The following is a 16,166-nucleotide window of genomic DNA, read 5'->3' on the forward strand; positions in this document are numbered from 1 at the left end:
CGATGAGAAAGTGCGCGGAAGGAGCCGCTGCTTTGCTGTTGTTATTGGCGGGACAGACGGCGTTTGCGGGGGATGACGGTATTCCCGCGCTGTTGAAATTTGCCGAGCAGCAGGCGGCGCCGGTGGCGGAAAAAGCCCCACCTGCGACGCAGAAGCCGGCTATCGCCAAGCCCAAACTTGCCACGTCAATGGGGGCGGAGAGGGCTCGGTTGGCAGCGTTGAATCAGACCTTACAGCAACAGGCTGAAACTATCCGTCTGCTGGAGCAGAAATTGGCGGCTCAGAATGCGCTACCTATGCCAGTCATCGAGGCACCCGTTGTTGATATTCAACCACTGGTGGCGGCGCTGAAGGGGATCCGTCGGGCCATCGCACCTCCCCCGGCGCTGGTCGCCATGGCGGCATCCTTGGCACGGCAACAACGGGTCGCCACAGAGCAAGATCGGCAGTTGCAGCGGCTTCGCCATCAGTTGGCAACCCTGCGGCAACCGCCATCGCTGGCCAGCGATGTGGATAAACAGGCCTATGCCGCTGGCGTTTCGCTTGGGCGTGACATCGTGCAGCTGCAAGAAGAGAACCGCCTGCTGGGTATCGATGTCGATCGATCACGTTTGCTGGCGGGCATCGCCGATACGCTGACGGGCAAGCCGCGGCTGGATGATGCGGCCGTTGACAGCGCGTTGCAGGCGGCAGACGAGGTACTGCAACAGGTTCAGCAGAAACGGCAGCAGGCCGTTGGGCAGGATGGCAAGGCTTACCTTGCCGATTTCGCCAAACAACCTGGGGTGCAAAAGGATCCACTCGGCTTCTATTACCGCGTGGATTATGCCGGCAGTGGTGAGATAGCCGCAGATGACAACGTCGATATTGTGGTGCGCGAGAGCCTGCCGGGTGGGCAAGTGATTAAGGATATGGACGTCGCCGGCACGGTGATTTCACAGCCGTTAGCAAAATACCCACCGTTGTTTCGCGCAGCCATCAGCAAACTGAACAAACACGGATCCATTACGCTGGTGGTCCCCCCTGCGCTGGCGTATGGCGATAAGGGAAGTCCACCTGCTATTCCACCGGGAGCAACCATGATTTACACCCTGCGCGTAGCCGACGCGTTACCGCAGGACAGGAGTAGGCGAAAGTAACTCAAGGAGAACGCGATGGCCAAGGTGCCGGTAACATATGAAATCAGGAAGTCACATATGCTAAACGTGTTACGAAAACTGTGTATGGAACGTGCCGCCGGGGCGGGAGGGCATCATCCACCCGCGCCGGAACACTGGCCTAAAACCCGGGAACTGGCGGATAAATGCGGCGAGAATATTTACACCACGCGCACATTATTATTGGCATTGGAAAAAGAGGGTAAAGTGAGCTGTACCCATCGCAGTATCAATAACTCGTTACGCTGGTATATTTGCGTATCGCCAAAAAAAGTGTAATTCCTTTCCTGCCTTGTGTTTTTGACTATCTTTCACAGCGGATTAGATTAATAGAGGGCTGTGGGGCGACACGCTCCTCAGCCCGAATCCTTTGTTACGACTCATGACCAGCCATTGCCAGTGTGTTTTTCGAAGCCCTATACTGGCCGCCTGAGTGAAAATATTGCTATGAGGGATACGGGCTAATAATGAAGGAAAGCAAAGAACTACTGTTATTGGATGATATTCATTATCAAATAGGCGAGCAGGTTATTCTGGATTCTGTCTCTTTCGGCTTGAATCAGGGGGAATTTAAACTGATTACCGGCCCCTCTGGCTGTGGAAAAAGTACCCTGCTTAAAATCGTCTCCTCTCTGATCGACCCGACCCGGGGACACATTATTTTTGCCGGTAAGCCCATTACCGATATATCGCCAGAAGAATACCGCCAACAGGTCTCTTATTGTTTTCAAACACCCGCGCTTTTTGGCGACAGCGTGTATGACAATATTGCATTGCCTTACCAGATTCGTAAGCAAAAGCCGGATGAGCAAAAAATGCGGTCCGACCTGGCGCGTTTCGGTTTGCCGGAGAATATGCTGAAAAAAAGCGTTAACGAATTATCGGGTGGAGAGAAGCAGCGTATTTCATTGATCCGTAATCTGCAGTTTATGCCCAAGGTGTTGTTATTGGATGAGATTACCAGCGCGTTAGATGAAGATAACAAACGCAACGTCAATGAAATTATTCATCAGTTGGTCGTGCAGCAGGGCGTCGCCGTGCTGTGGGTGACACACGATAAAGATGAAATCACCCATGCGGACGATGTGATTACCTTGCGTGCACACGGCGCTCGGGCACAGGAGAAAACCGATGAATCAGCATAATATCAGCAATGAATCCTTAGCCCTGTCGATGGTGTTGGTGATTATTGCCATTTTAATCAGCCATAAAGAAAAGCTGGCACTGGAAAAAGACATTATCTGGAGCATTTGCCGGGCGGTGGTGCAGCTGATTATTGTCGGCTATGTACTGAAATATATTTTTGATGTGAATAACGCCATTCTTACGGTGCTGATGGTGCTGTTCATCTGTGTTAACGCCGCTTACAACGCGAAAAAACGCAGTAAATATATCGATCATGCGTTTGTGACGTCGTTTATTGCCATCACTACCGGGGCCGTATTGACCTTGGTGGTGTTGGTGCTGACCGGCTCGATAGAGTTTACCCCCATGCAGGTGATCCCTATATCCGGCATGGTAGCCGGCAACGCGATGGTCGCCGTCGGGTTGTGCTACAACAACCTTGGGCAGCGTTTTAAAAGCGATCAGCAAAAGATTCAGGAGATGCTCAGCCTGGGGGCCTCGCCGAAGTTTGCCTCGGCGGCGTTGATCCGTGACAGCATCCGCGCGTCGTTGATCCCTACGGTCGATTCGGCCAAGACCGTGGGTCTGGTCAGCCTGCCGGGCATGATGTCAGGCTTGATCTTCGCCGGCATTGATCCCGTCAAAGCAATTAAGTACCAGATAATGGTCACCTTTATGTTGCTTTCTACCGCTAGCCTGTCGACGATTATTGCCTGCTATCTGGCGTACCGTAAGTTCTACAATACGCGTCACCAATTGGTGATTAGCCATTTGAAATAACCCCGAACGGCCAGAGGGAAGGGGAGGGCTGCATGCTGCGCCAGGTTAAATCGGGCCGAGCATGCTCGACCCCTACCCCTTTGACACTGACGTGCGCATTACCCTTGCAGCAGGGCGATACTCTGGCGGATCTCACGTGTTATATCGGCTTCTGTCCAGGTGTCCAACTGTGAAGAGAACGGCTCGAAGGCGTAAATGCCGGTGTAACCGAGGCGCTCCAGATTCTGCACCTGTGCTTTGCTCTCCAGTCTGTCTTTGTCACTCAGCATGATGCGTTCTTCATCGCTTAACGCATTTTTTGTCCGTGGATCTTCCACCCCGGAAAGGTGCACCAAACCAATACCCTCTATCTGAATCTGCGCATCAAACTCAGGCTGTGCGACACCGCTCAAATAATGGTGGAAGGTATCCAGCACGATTTTATAGGGTGCGCCGGAATCGCGGATCAGAGACTGTGTCAGTAACGATGAGCGCAGCGAACTGATACCGAACCCCAGGGGCTCAACATAGGCCTGCACACCGTATTGTTTGAACAGGGGCGCCAGTAGCTTCAGGGCGGCCAATGTATCGGTTTTTTTCTGCTCTTCGCTGCGTGAATCCCCTGCGCTGCAATGCGGGCACAATACCACCGCCTGACTATGAATGGCCCAAGCTTGCGACAACAGCGCCTCGGCGTTGGCTAACAACCGAGTCTGATCGTCCAAGAGGTTAAACATACCGAGGGCGTTGATCGTGATAATGTCGATACCGTATTGTGCTGCCAACGCATTGACTTGATCGTTGCTCAGGTTATCGGTCACCTTGCCGCTCGGCATATCGTTGCGCAGCTCAACTTTGCTGAGCCCGCACTTTTTCACCAGCGCGAAAAAGTGTTCTATATCGAGATTTGGCGCGATCTTACGGTTGATGCAAAAGCGGTCTGGCGCAATGGTCATGATGCATGACTCCTGAGATAGGGGCGAAAACCTAAGATTTACCGACTTACAGCGGCGTGCGTTGTGTTTCGGGCCGTGGCTGGCGATAGCGTTTGGCCATCACCACGTCTTCCATTTTCTCCAGCGATACGCCTTTGGTTTCGGGAATATAGCGGCCGATAAACCAGTAGCTGAACAGGCAGCAGGCGGCGAAAATCCACATTGGGAAGGCCCCGTGGAAACTGGAGAACAGGTAAGGGTTGTCGTTGATCATCGGGAAGGTTTGCGACACGACAAAGTTGGCCAGCCACATGCAGCCGACGGCGATGCTCATACCCTGTGCCCGCATGCGGTTAGGGAAGATTTCTGATACCAAAACCCATGCTCCGACCCCCCATGACAGCGCGTAGAACACCATAAAGAACAGCATGCCGAACAAGGCGAAATAGCCAGTGGCTTGGGTGTAGAGCGCATAAGAGGTGATCAGCAACCCGGCGATAGCGCCGAGCGTGCCGTAACGCATCAGCGGAATACGACCGATGCGATCCATCAGCATGGCGCCGATCACCGAACCCACCAATTGCAGCACGCCGATCCAAATCGTTTGGAAGAGTGCTTCCTGGGCATTTTCGGTGACGGTTTTCAGCACCATCGGCGCGTAGTACATCATCACGTTAACACCGGTAACCTGTTGCAACATGGCGATCATGCAGCCGACAAACAGAATGAAACGTACCCGTATGTCACCGTAGTTCAGCTTCTGCTGGTGTTGTTTCTGGTCTTGATGCAGTGAGTCTTTGATTTCTTGCAGCAATCTTTGCGCATGCGTTGCGTTGGATATTTTGGTCAACATCGCCAAAGCCTGATCGTCGCGACCGACCATGACGCTCCAGCGCGGTGATTCCGGGATGATGAATACCAACATCAAGAACAAAATGCAGGGGATGACTTCTGAACCGATCATCCAGCGCCAGCCCATTTCGACCAGCCAGGCTTCACTGGCGATGCTGGCGATTTTGAAGTTAACGTAGAAAATCACGATCTGGCCAAACACGATGGCAAATTGCTGCATGCTGAGCGCACGGCCACGCATGTCTTTTGGTGAGACTTCCGACATGTACATTGGGGAAACGGTGGCGGCAATACCGACGGCCAACCCCCCGATAATGCGGTAAATCACAAACCAGCTAAAGGTGTTAGCCAGGGCCGCACCAATGGCCGAGATGGTGAACAGCAAGGCTGCCAGCATCAACGCTTTTTTCCGGCCGTAGCGCGCGGCCAGTGGCCCGGCGCCAAAAGCCCCGACCACACAACCTATTACCACGTTAGAAACGGCCCAGCCGGTTTCGACCGGGCTGAGATTAAAATAGACTTTTAGGGCTTCGATTGCGCCGGAGATCACGGCAGTATCGTAACCGAACAGAATGCCGCCGAGTGCCGCAATGCCGCAAATTCGCAATATATACCCGGTGTTGTGTTTACGCTGAGATGACATGTGTTGCTCCGATTTTTATCCTGGCTTCCACCCGCGCAGTAGGTTGTCGGTAAGAGGGAGGCGGAAGGGTGTGAACCGTGCCTGTCATTAGGCGGTGATATTGGAATAGGTCTTCTCTAAACAAGAACATTTATTCCATAATTAGTGAATAATGAAATATTGATTTTTAGATCCAGTTCAAAAAAAAACGCGCACATCCCACAAGCACGGCAGCACTATCCTTGATCAACCCTTTTCAACGTATTCCCGAGCGGATCGCCTATTTCTGTATAGAAGTCAGGGCTAATCCCCACGACCCTACGGCGGGCCGACATCACAGGTTTTTTCCTCAAATGTAACCGGCGTGCCTGATGTCCTGGCAAAACTGCTACCTCTCTCACTAAAAACAAATTTTCTAAAATAATTTATTTGAAACTTTTTTTTCAATGAAATAGAGTTTGCTTCATCAGGTCAGGATTTAGCCTGCTTATGGGGTTAACCCGGTAAGCGGTGTGATGAAAACGCCAGGGTGTGCGGCACTGCGCACAGCGTTCGGCGACAGCAGACTTAAAAGAGGGCGAGACATGAAAACCGTGGGTAACTTTATTGGCGGGCAGGTGTGCCTGAGCAGCAGCAATCAAACCGTCGACGTGCACAACCCGGCCACTGGGCAGGTTGAGCGTCGGGTCACGCAAAGCACCGCCGCCGAGGTAAAGCAGGCCATCGATGTGGCCCACCAGGCGTTTGCCGATTGGTCACGCACCACACCGCTGCGCCGTGCGCGCATCATGTTCAATTTTAAGGCACTGCTGGAACAGCATCGCGATGAGCTGGCGGCGTTAATCGTCAGTGAACACGGCAAGGTTTACTCTGATGCCTTGGGCGAGCTGACCCGCGGGATTGAAGTGGTTGAGTTTGCCTGCGGCATTCCGCATTTGATCAAAGGTGAATATTCAGCGGATGTAGGCAGCGGCGTAGACAGTTTTTCGTTGATGCAGCCGTTAGGTGTGGTGGCGGGCATCACCCCGTTCAATTTCCCGGCAATGGTACCGATGTGGATGTTCCCTATCGCGTTGGCCTGCGGTAACACTTTCGTACTTAAACCACCGGCATTGGTGCCTTCGGCATCGGTACGGATGGCGGAATTGCTGAAAGAGGCTGGCCTGCCGGACGGCGTATTCAACGTGGTGCATTGCGCTAACGAAGACGCCGCGCAGCTGTGTACCGACCCGTACATTCAGGCGGTGAGCTTTGTGGGGTCGTCGGCCGTGGCGGAGCATATCTATACGACGGCCAGTGCCCACGGCAAACGGGTGCAGGCTTTCGGCGCGGCAAAAAACCAGGCCATCATTATGCCGGACGCCGACTTGGATGCGACAGTCAATGCCCTGATGGGCGGCGCGTTTGGCTCTGCCGGTGAGCGTTGTATGGCGTTGCCCGTTGCCGTGGTCGTCGGTGATGACACGGCGGATAAACTGATTGCCAGGTTGAAGCCCTTGATCGCCCAATTGCGTGTGGGTCCTGGGATCCAGCAGGGCGGTGAAGAAAACGAAATGGGGCCATTGGTTTCCTCTGCTCACCAGAAGAAGGTACTGGGTTATATCGATCTGGGCGTCGAAGAGGGCGCAACGCTGGTCGCCGATGGGCGCAATTATCAGGTGCCGGGTTACCCGGACGGCTACTATGTTGGCGGCACGCTGTTCGACCACGTCAAACCGCACATGCGTATCTACCGTGAAGAGATCTTCGGACCGGTGTTGGGCATTGTCCGCGTACCGGATTACCAGACGGCGATCGATACGGTAAATAGCCATGAGTTTGGCAACGGCAGCGCCATCTTTACCAGTAACGGCCACTACGCGCGTCAGTTTGTGCACGAAGTGCAGGCTGGCATGGTCGGGGTTAACGTCCCGGTTCCGGTTCCGATGGCATTTCACAGCTTCGGTGGCTGGAAGCGCTCGGTGTTTGGGGCATTGAACGTCCATGGCACTGACGGCGTGCGTTTTTACACACGCATGAAAACGGCCACTGCCCGTTGGCCGGCGGGGCAGCAAACGGTGTCTGAATACAGTATGCCGACGTTGGGTTAACGTCCTTATACCCTTCACAGTCACCCTGTAGGGGGCGAATAAATTCGCCCCGATTAATGCGGGCGCAGCATGCAGCGCCCCTACGATGATGCAACTCCAATTATTTTGGGTATATTTATTCTCAAAAGGGAGGATTTCCATGTCTTCACTACTTGCCAAGTGTCAGCAGCCGGACGATCAGGGCCGTATTCAGCATGTCACCCCAGAGAATGCCGGCTGGCGCTTTGTCGGGTTCGATGTTTATCGCCTTGAGGCAGGCCAATCGCTGCGCCTGGAAAGTGGCGACAAAGAACTGTGCCTGGTGTTAGTCGCGGGCATCGCGTCCGTTTCCACCCTGCGGGCGGAATACCCGAGCATCGGCAAACGCATGAGCCCGTTCGAACGCACACCGCCTTATGCGGTATACGTGCCGCATCACGACAAGATTGAAGTGCGGGCGGAAAGCGCCCTGGAATTGGCGGTCTGCAGCGCACCGGGTCATGGCCACCTGCCATCGCGCTTGATCACGCCAGCGGAGGTCGGCGTCGAACGTCGAGGCAAGGGACGCAATCAGCGTCTGGTACACAATATTCTGCCTGATAGCGAACCGGCAGACAGTTTGCTGGTGGTAGAGGTGTATACGGATGAAGGCAATACCAGTTCGTACCCTAGCCACAAGCACGATCAGGAAGACTCGCCGGATGAAACCTATCTGGAAGAGACCTACTATCACCGGATTCAGCCGGAACAGGGTTTTTGTATGCAACGGGTGTATACCGACGATCGCTCACTGGACGAGTGCATGCCGGTGTATAACCGTGACGTGGTCAAGGTACCGCGCGGCTATCATCCGGTGGCGACGTTGGCCGGGTACGACAACTATTATCTCAATGTGATGGCAGGGCCGGTGCGGCTGTGGAAATTCACTTGGGAAAAAGACCACGCCTGGATCAACACCGACGGTTATCCGGCGGCTAAATAATCCTTAACAGGCCCGGTTTTCCGGGCTTGGCTATACCCAAAATAATTGGAGTTGCCTCCAGGCGGCAAGGGAACTTATCCCGATGAGCTTACACTGGTCAGTGATTCGGGTAAGTGAATGCAGCCAACACAGAGGCAGCTTCAAGTATGACGGGTATATTACTCTTCTTTGGCGTTATTCAATGCCAGCGATACCGCCAGCGTCTGCGCCAGACACATTGACGCGACCTGGGAACGGAAACCGTCCACCTGTGCTTCACGCACGACAAAGCACACGTCGCTGAAGGCGGCCAGCGGGCTAACCTGGCTGTCGGTAATCGCGATTTGTTGTGCGCCGCTCTTGGCACCCAATTCAACCAGTTCCAGCGCTTCTTGAGCATAAGGCGAGTAACTGATGGCGATCACGACGTCATTAGGTTTCACCATGCTGAGCTGCTCGGTAAACATGCCGCCCAATCCGTCGATCAGAAATGCCCTGCGTTCCAGGTGGCGTAACGCATAAGTGAGGTAGGAGGCGACGCTGAATGAGCGGCGCAAACCAATCACGTAAATATTCTCGGCGTTGTTCAGTAACTCAACCGCCCGATCCAACTGCTCTGGGCTGGTTTGCATTGCCAACTGTTGTAACGCCTGAGCGTTGACCATGGTGAAAACGTTAAGGATTTCCGCCGGCTTTTCCGGTGCGACGTTATCGTCGGTCGAGGTCTGACGGAACAGGCGCGCCCGCTCGGTATAGTTGACGGTTTCTTCCATCAGGTGCTGGCGAAAAACCTGTTTCATTTCGTTGAACCCGCTGAAGCCAAAGGCATTGGCGAAGCGGATCAGGGTGGAAGGCGGGACGCTGGCCTGTGCGGCAATGGAGGCGACGGTATCGAAAGCAATGCTGTTACTGTTATCCAAAATGTAACGCGCCACCTGCTTTAAACGCTTGCTCAGCGTTTCATAGCGGTGGCGGATTTCGTCCTGTAACAGCGAAAGTTGAGTTGGGTTGTTCATCCATTCGGCTCGCAGTGTGGGCTAAGGCGTATCGGCCTGACGCCTGAATTATTGACATGACATTCTAACAGATGGAGTGGAAATTTCATTTCACCAAAAAGCGATTTATTCGATTGCAAGTTGCGTGACTTCACAGAAAACAGGCAAAAAAATCCCCTTAAAGCGGCGAAAATCCGTTTAAGGGGCGGGTTCTGCGCTTAAGGCTGGTGGGAGGTTGGGCGATATTGGCGCCAGAAACCGATCAGCGTCAGGTATTTTTGTTTCACCTGCTCAATTAACGCCGCGTCATCGAGTTCACCCTGCAACCAACGCCGTGAAGGTTGGCCGAAGATGGTGCGGCCAACGGCAAAACCTTTCACCCAGCGTGCGTCGGCAGCCGCAGCGAAGCCGGCCTTCAGCGTTTCTTCCGGTGAGTCCAGCCCCAGGATAAGTACGCCACGGCAGAAAGGATCGTTAGCGTCGATCAAGGCGCCGACCTGCTGCCAGTTCTCTGCACTCAACGGCGGCAATTTCCACCAGTCCGGCTTAATGCCCAGCGCGTAGAAATGTTGCAGCATGTCCAGATAATAGGTTTCGTTCTTGTCGGCGTTGCTTTCCGGCAGGATCACTTCCAGCAGCAGTTCATGGCCAGACTTGCAGCAACCGCGATACACATCGCTAATCAGCTCATCCTGTTCGCGACGCAGCTCAACGGCGTCATGTGGGTGGTAAAACACCAGACATTTCACCACGTGTTCCTGTGGCCAATCGATCAGTTGAGATCCAATGCTACCGTGTTCCAGCCGCAGCGGGCGTGAACCTGGCAGTTCGACTGGCCGACCGATCCACCATCCCTGACCGGTAATCTCGTTCAGTGCGGCCTGGCCATAGGTGGTATCGGCCAAAATCCCGCTATTACCCCGTAGCCCGGCCACTTCAGCGGCCTGTTGTGCCGCGGTCAGCAGCAGTGTCTTCAGTTTAGGGATGCGTTCTTCACTGACGTTGGCTTCTCGCGCCATATCCGCCAATTGTTTGCGATGATCAAAGGCGAACACGCACAGTTCGGGCCACTGCTGTTTACGCGTGGTGACCCGGTGAAGATGGTTAAGTCGCTCATCACGGTCAGGGCGTTTCACTTCCTGTTCGCGTTGCAGATAATCATCCAGTTCCTGTTTGCTGGGCATCGCAGGTGCGCAACCGTGGCGTGAAACCACCAGTGCGCCACAGGCATTGGCATAACGGCAGGCCTGATCCCAGCCTTCATCATTCAAATAGCCACGTAGCAAACCCGACATAAAGGCATCACCTGCACCTAACACGTTCAGGACTTCAACCCGCACGCCGGAATGCAGTTTTACCTGTTGCCAGTCGGCGGCGATCTCGCCTTCGAACACTGAACAGCCTTGTGCGCCTCGCTTACAGACCAATGTCGCCTGTGTTGCCTTGCGCACGTTTTTCAGGGCGGTCAGGGTATCGGTACTGCCACCGGCAATATGAAATTCCTCTTCGGTGCCGACGACCAGATCAAAGTGGCGCAGCACTTCCTGCAGCTCGCGGGTCACTTTTTCTGACTCGACAAAGCGGGTTTCTCCGTCGCCCAGGGACGTCAAGCCCCACAGTACTGGCCGATAATCGATATCCAGTGCGGTGCGCAGTCCGTGGCGGCGGGCGTATTCCAGTGCTTTTAATACCGCGGCGCGGGTATTTGGGTGTGACAGGTGCGTGCCGGTAATCGCCAGCGCGCGTGATGACGCGATATAGGATTCGTCGATGTCGTCCGGCGTCAGCGCCATATCGGCACAGTTTTCGCGGTAGAAAATCAGCGGGAAGGTTTCCTGATCTTTGATACCGAGGATCACGAGCCCGGTCAGACGGTGTGGGTCAGTGATCAGGCTTTGTGTGTCGGCACCGACGCGTTGCAATTCTTCACGCAGAAAACGGCCCATATGCTCATCGCCGACGCGGGCCAACATGCTGGACTTCAGGCCCTGGATTGCGGTGCCATAGGCCACGTTGCCGGAAGAGCCGCCGAGATATTTTGAGAATGTGCTGGCATCTTCCAAGCGTGCGCCGATCTGTTGTGCATAGAAATCGACGGCAATACGCCCGAGACAAATGACATCAAGCTGTTTTTCTTGTGTAGCCATACCCGTTTCCTTCTGTATTAAGCCAAACCCCGACTGCAAAGCATATTTCGAAGTATGAGGAATAAAAATTTCAATTTCAAGATTGAATGAAATTTATACCCCGGAAATGTGATGCATTTAAAACAGCCTCACTATTGCGGTTAAATCAGCGTAAAGCAGCGCCCTGCTTGCCGGGAAAGCCTCCGCCAACGGCGGAGACAGACCTTGCATGACGGCCAGACCCTATCAAGGGTTGCGGTGATTTCAGCGACGACGGGCAGTCGGTTGCAACGGAGGAAAGGACGGCTAAGTCAGTGAATTATAAAGGCATGGATGAAACGGGGTTTTCATCATAATGCGATCTTTATCGCAAAATGAAATGTTTCTTCTGTAATGTGATTTTATGAAAAATATATTTGTTTATAATCGCTTCACGTTTCACATCGTCGCTTAAGTTGAACAATTCGCGTGAAAACGACAGGCATCACAGAGTTTCCAGGGTTCGGCACGCGAGTGGTGTCGGAGCGGGCGTGACTAATCTAAAAGGGTGAGTAAATGGGCAAGATTCGGTTAACCATGGCACAGGCACTCGTCAGGTTCCTCGACAACCAGTATCTGCTGGTCGACGGTGTGGAAACCAAATTCGTTAAAGGCATCTTTGCGATTTTTGGCCACGGCAACGTTCTCGGTCTTGGGCAAGCGCTGGAACAAGACAGCGGTGACCTGATCGTGCACCAGGGGCGAAACGAGCAGGGCATGGCTCACGCAGCCACGGGGTTTGCCAAGCAGAAACTGCGCCAGCAGATCTACGCCTGTACCTCTTCCGTCGGTCCGGGTGCCGCCAATATGATCACCGCCGCTGCCACCGCCACCGCCAACCGTATTCCTTTATTGCTGCTACCTGGCGATGTTTACGCGTCGCGTCAGCCAGATCCGGTGTTGCAGCAAATTGAACAAACTTACGATCTCAGCATTAGCACCAACGATGCCTTCCGCGCGGTGAGCAAGTACTGGGATCGTATTGTACGGCCAGAACAGCTGATGAGCGCCTGTATCAACGCGATGCGTGTGTTGACCGACCCGGCTGAAACGGGGGCGGTGACGCTGAGTTTGCCGCAGGACGTGCAGGGCGAAGCCTACGACTACCCTGACTATTTCTTCCAGAAGCGAGTGCACCGGCTCGATCGCCGACCGGCAACGGAAGGTATGCTGGCCGATGCCCTGGCGCTGCTGGCGACCAAACGCCAACCGTTACTGGTGTGCGGCGGTGGGGTGAAATACTCACAGGCTGGTCAGGCGCTGCGCGAGTTTGCCGAACGTTTCCAGATTCCGTTTGTGGAAACACAAGCAGGTAAGGGGACCGTGCCGTCCAACCATCCCTTTAACCTGGGGGGCGTTGGCGAAACCGGCTGCCTGGCGGCCAATACCCTTGCCCGGCAGGCCGATCTGGTGATTGGCGTGGGCACCCGTTATACCGACTTCACCACCTCGTCAAAATGGCTGTTCCAAAATGCCGACGTCGATTTTCTCAATATTAACGTCAGTGCCTTTGATGCCGGCAAGCTCGACGGCGTGCAGGTACTGGCCGATGCCCGGGAAGCGCTGTCCGCGTTGGCTGCGCTGTTGGCACCTTCCGATTACCGTGCGGGTTGGGGCAATGCGATTAGCGACGCGCGTCACGCTCAGCAACAAGAAACAGCTCGCGTTTACGCGGTGGAATACACCGGAGAGGGTTTTGTGCCGGAAATTGACGATCATCTCGATCGCGACAGCGTGTTTGCCGAGTTCATCGAAAAAACCGACTCGCTGCTGACCCAAAGCCGGGTTCTGGGGGTACTGAATCAGCATTTGCCGCAGGACAGCGTGATCGTGGCCGCCGCGGGCAGCTTGCCGGGCGATTTACAACGCGTGTGGCAGAACCATGGTGAGCATGGCTACCACGTGGAGTATGGCTATTCGTGCATGGGTTACGAAGTGAATGCAGCACTGGGGGTCAAACTGGCCGAGCCGCAGCGTGAGGTGTACGCCATGGTGGGCGATGGTGCCTTTATGATGCTGCATTCCGAACTGGTCACGTCGATTCAGGAAGGGTGCAAAATCAACGTCGTGCTGTTCGACAACATGACCAACGGGTGCATCAATAACCTGCAGATGGAACATGGCATGGACAGCTATACCACCGAGTTCCGCTTCCGAAACCCGCAGGGGGGCAAGCTTGACGGCAAGTTAGTACCGGTCAACTTCGCCATGCTGGCGGCAGCCTACGGCTGTAAAACCTACAGCATAACGACCGAACAGCAGCTGATCGACGCTTTGGCCGATGCCCGTCGGCAGACCCTATCTACCCTGCTGGATATCAAGGTGCTGCCAAAAACCATGGTGCACAAATATCTCAGCTGGTGGCGCGTGGGGGGAGCCCAGGTTGCCGACAATGAAAAAATTGTCGCCGTGGCTCGCAAGCTGCAAGAGAACATCGACAAGGCCCGCGACTACTGATTTGCGCATTGCTTGATTACCCAGACCTTGCGTCTGCCGCAACTATTTGAAGAGGATAACGAAAATGACACTGAACATTGGGGTTATTGGCACCGGCGCAATCGGTCGGGATCACATTCGTCGCTGCAGCAAAGTGTTGCAGGGCAGTCGTATCGTGGCCGTCAACGATATCAACCGTGACAACGCCGCTAAGGTGGTGAGCGATCTGAAACTGGACGCCAAGGTTTATGACAAGGGTCACGACCTGATCAACGCGTCGGACGTGCAGGCGGTGTTGGTCACATCCTGGGGCCCAAGCCACGAAGAGTTTGTACTGGCAGCCATTGCTGCCGGCAAGCCGGTGTTCTGCGAGAAGCCGTTGGCGGTGACGGCTCAGGGATGCAAAAACATCGTTGAGGCTGAAGCAAAACACGGCAAACGTCTGGTGCAAGTGGGCTTTATGCGTCCTTACGATCAGGGCTACCGAGCGCTCAAGCAGGTGCTGACCAGTGGACAAATTGGTGAGCCGTTGATGCTGCATTGCGCGCACCGCAACCCGACCGTTGGCGAAGCTTACACCACGGATATGGCGATCACCGACACCCTGATCCACGAAATTGACGTCCTGCGTTGGCTGCTGGATGACGACTATGTTTCGGTACAGGTCGTGTTCCCGCGTAAAAGCCCCAAGGCGTTCCCGCACCTGAAAGATCCGCAAATTGTGCTGTTTGAAACCGCGAAGGGCACGCGTATTGATGTCGAAATCTTCGTTAACTGCCAATACGGTTACGACATCCAGTGCGAGGTCGTGGGTGAAAGTGGTATTGCCAAGCTGCCAGAACCCTCATCAGTGCAGATGCGCAGCGGTGCCAAACTGTCGACCGAAATTCTGACCGACTGGAAAGATCGCTTCATTGATGCTTACGACGTTGAGTTACAAGGCTTTATCAATGACGTACTGGCAGGTTCGCTGACAGGCCCCTCCGCTTGGGACGGTTATGCGGCGGCGGTGACGGCTGATGCTTGCATAGCCGCGCAGCTCAGCGGTGAGATTGTCCCTGTGACCTTGCCACCACGTCCGTCGTTTTATAACAAATAGTGTGCTGACCGCCGTATCCACGTTTAACGAGGAATGACCATGAAGATCGCTTTTGATGTTGATGTCATCAGGGACCTGGGCATCACGAAAATGGTTCAGCAGGTGGCGGACTGGGGCTATCAATATATTGAGCAGTCACCGCACCCGCAGATCAATCCTTTCTATAAGCATCCAAAAGCCGGGCGTGAGGTCATGACGGAGTACAAAAACGTCCTGAAGGCTACCGGCGTGGAGATCTCCTCGTTTATCGTCGTTTATCGCTGGTCTGGCCCGGGTGAAGATCGCCGTCAGGCGGCAGTCAAAAATTGGCGTCGGATGATCGAAATCGCGGTAGAAATGGGTGTGCAGGTGATCAATACCGAACTGGCCGGCAATCCCAATGAGCCGGAAATCTGTGAAGAGTTGTGGTATCGCTCAATGGAGGAACTGTTGCCGATTATCGAGCGGGAAGGTATCCGCATGGAGATCCAGTCACACCCATGGGACTTCTGCGAGCTGAGCAACGAAACCGCGGATATCGTCAAGTCGCTGCGTAGCGATCACGTTAAATACCTCTACAGCGTTCCCCATACCTTCTACTACGACAAAGGCCAGGGTGACGTGGCTGGCATGTTGCAATATGCCGGTGAGGATCTCTCGCATGTGCTGATTGCCGACACCATGAACCATACCAAACACTGTCGCTATATCGTCAACCCGCCGGGTGTAGACGCCGCCGTACATCAGCATATGGGTATCGGCGAAGGGGAGGTGGACTTCGAAACCTTGTTCCAGACCTTGCGTGATATGGCGTTTGCGACCCGCAACTTTAAGGTCGGCGGCGAGTCGATTATCTGCACGTCACTGTTTGGTTACCCGGAAAGAATGAAAACCCAGGCTGTAGCGACCCGAGAGCGCATCGAAAAAGAGCTGTTGGGTAAATAATTTCCCGGCTGCGCGGGTGAAAATAGCCTACAGACGGGCTCTATACCCTGCGGCTTAAAAGACGACG

General features: G+C 54.3%; 13 protein-coding genes. 9 read left to right on the top strand and 4 right to left on the bottom strand.

From position 1 onward, the window contains the following. Positions 1–2 precede the first annotated feature (2 nt). From ACI2J2_RS21420 to fetB, 4 genes are all read left to right on the top strand, one after another. Positions 3–1,139, top strand: a complete 1,137-nt coding sequence (locus tag ACI2J2_RS21420) for an FKBP-type peptidyl-prolyl cis-trans isomerase N-terminal domain-containing protein (RefSeq protein WP_404760820.1) — start codon at positions 3–5, stop codon at positions 1,137–1,139. A gap of 15 nt (positions 1,140–1,154) precedes the next feature. Then, positions 1,155–1,436: a FaeA/PapI family transcriptional regulator gene (locus tag ACI2J2_RS21425; RefSeq protein ID WP_209639236.1), complete on the top strand. Its 282-nt coding sequence runs from the start codon at positions 1,155–1,157 to the stop codon at positions 1,434–1,436. A 188-nt stretch (positions 1,437–1,624) separates the two neighbouring features. Continuing rightward, entirely contained in the window at positions 1,625–2,302 is a 678-nt protein-coding gene (fetA, locus tag ACI2J2_RS21430) for an iron efflux ABC transporter ATP-binding subunit FetA (protein WP_209639233.1), read from the top strand. Further along, entirely contained in the window at positions 2,289–3,062 is a 774-nt protein-coding gene (fetB, locus tag ACI2J2_RS21435; protein ID WP_209639230.1) for an iron efflux ABC transporter permease subunit FetB, read from the top strand. Before fetA ends, fetB begins: the two co-directional genes overlap by 14 nt. Positions 3,063–3,160: 98 nt before the next feature. Here the strand turns inward: fetB and ACI2J2_RS21440 are convergent, their stop codons facing one another. After that, on the bottom strand, positions 3,161–3,997 hold the full coding sequence (locus ACI2J2_RS21440; protein ID WP_404760821.1) for a TIM barrel protein: 837 nt from the start codon (positions 3,995–3,997) through the stop codon (positions 3,161–3,163). A 46-nt stretch (positions 3,998–4,043) separates the two neighbouring features. Then, entirely contained in the window at positions 4,044–5,471 is a 1,428-nt protein-coding gene (locus ACI2J2_RS21445) for a sugar porter family MFS transporter (RefSeq protein WP_209639224.1), read from the bottom strand. Positions 5,472–6,034: 563 nt separating this feature from the next. On the opposite strand from ACI2J2_RS21445, the gene ACI2J2_RS21450 reads away from it, so the two are divergent. Beyond that, a complete protein-coding gene (locus tag ACI2J2_RS21450; RefSeq protein ID WP_265556053.1) occupies positions 6,035–7,540 on the top strand; it encodes a CoA-acylating methylmalonate-semialdehyde dehydrogenase in 1,506 nt (501 codons plus the stop codon). 139 nt (positions 7,541–7,679) lie between these two features. Beyond that, on the top strand, positions 7,680–8,501 hold the full coding sequence (gene iolB, locus ACI2J2_RS21455) for a 5-deoxy-glucuronate isomerase (RefSeq protein WP_404760822.1): 822 nt from the start codon (positions 7,680–7,682) through the stop codon (positions 8,499–8,501). Positions 8,502–8,659: 158 nt separating this feature from the next. On the opposite strand, the gene ACI2J2_RS21460 is transcribed toward iolB, so the two are convergent. Then, on the bottom strand, positions 8,660–9,496 hold the full coding sequence (locus tag ACI2J2_RS21460) for a MurR/RpiR family transcriptional regulator (protein ID WP_209639217.1): 837 nt from the start codon (positions 9,494–9,496) through the stop codon (positions 8,660–8,662). Between the two features lie 197 nt (positions 9,497–9,693). After that, entirely contained in the window at positions 9,694–11,622 is a 1,929-nt protein-coding gene (iolC, locus tag ACI2J2_RS21465; protein ID WP_404760823.1) for a 5-dehydro-2-deoxygluconokinase, read from the bottom strand. 534 nt (positions 11,623–12,156) lie between these two features. On the opposite strand from iolC, the gene iolD reads away from it, so the two are divergent. The 3 genes from iolD (at position 12,157) to ACI2J2_RS21480 (ending at position 16,099) form a co-directional block, all read left to right on the top strand. Continuing rightward, a complete protein-coding gene (gene iolD / locus ACI2J2_RS21470) occupies positions 12,157–14,097 on the top strand; it encodes a 3D-(3,5/4)-trihydroxycyclohexane-1,2-dione acylhydrolase (decyclizing) (RefSeq protein WP_404760824.1) in 1,941 nt (646 codons plus the stop codon). Positions 14,098–14,161: 64 nt separating this feature from the next. Continuing rightward, the gene (locus ACI2J2_RS21475; protein ID WP_209639211.1) at positions 14,162–15,175 is read left to right on the top strand and encodes a Gfo/Idh/MocA family protein; all 1,014 of its coding nucleotides are present in this window, start codon (positions 14,162–14,164) and stop codon (positions 15,173–15,175) included. A 39-nt stretch (positions 15,176–15,214) separates the two neighbouring features. Beyond that, the gene (locus tag ACI2J2_RS21480) at positions 15,215–16,099 is read left to right on the top strand and encodes a sugar phosphate isomerase/epimerase family protein (RefSeq protein WP_209639209.1); all 885 of its coding nucleotides are present in this window, start codon (positions 15,215–15,217) and stop codon (positions 16,097–16,099) included. The last annotated feature ends 67 nt before the right edge of the window (positions 16,100–16,166 follow it).

Source organism: Serratia sp. NPDC087055 (assembly GCF_044900985.1).
In the GTDB taxonomy this organism is placed as follows: Bacteria; Pseudomonadota; Gammaproteobacteria; order Enterobacterales; family Enterobacteriaceae; genus Serratia.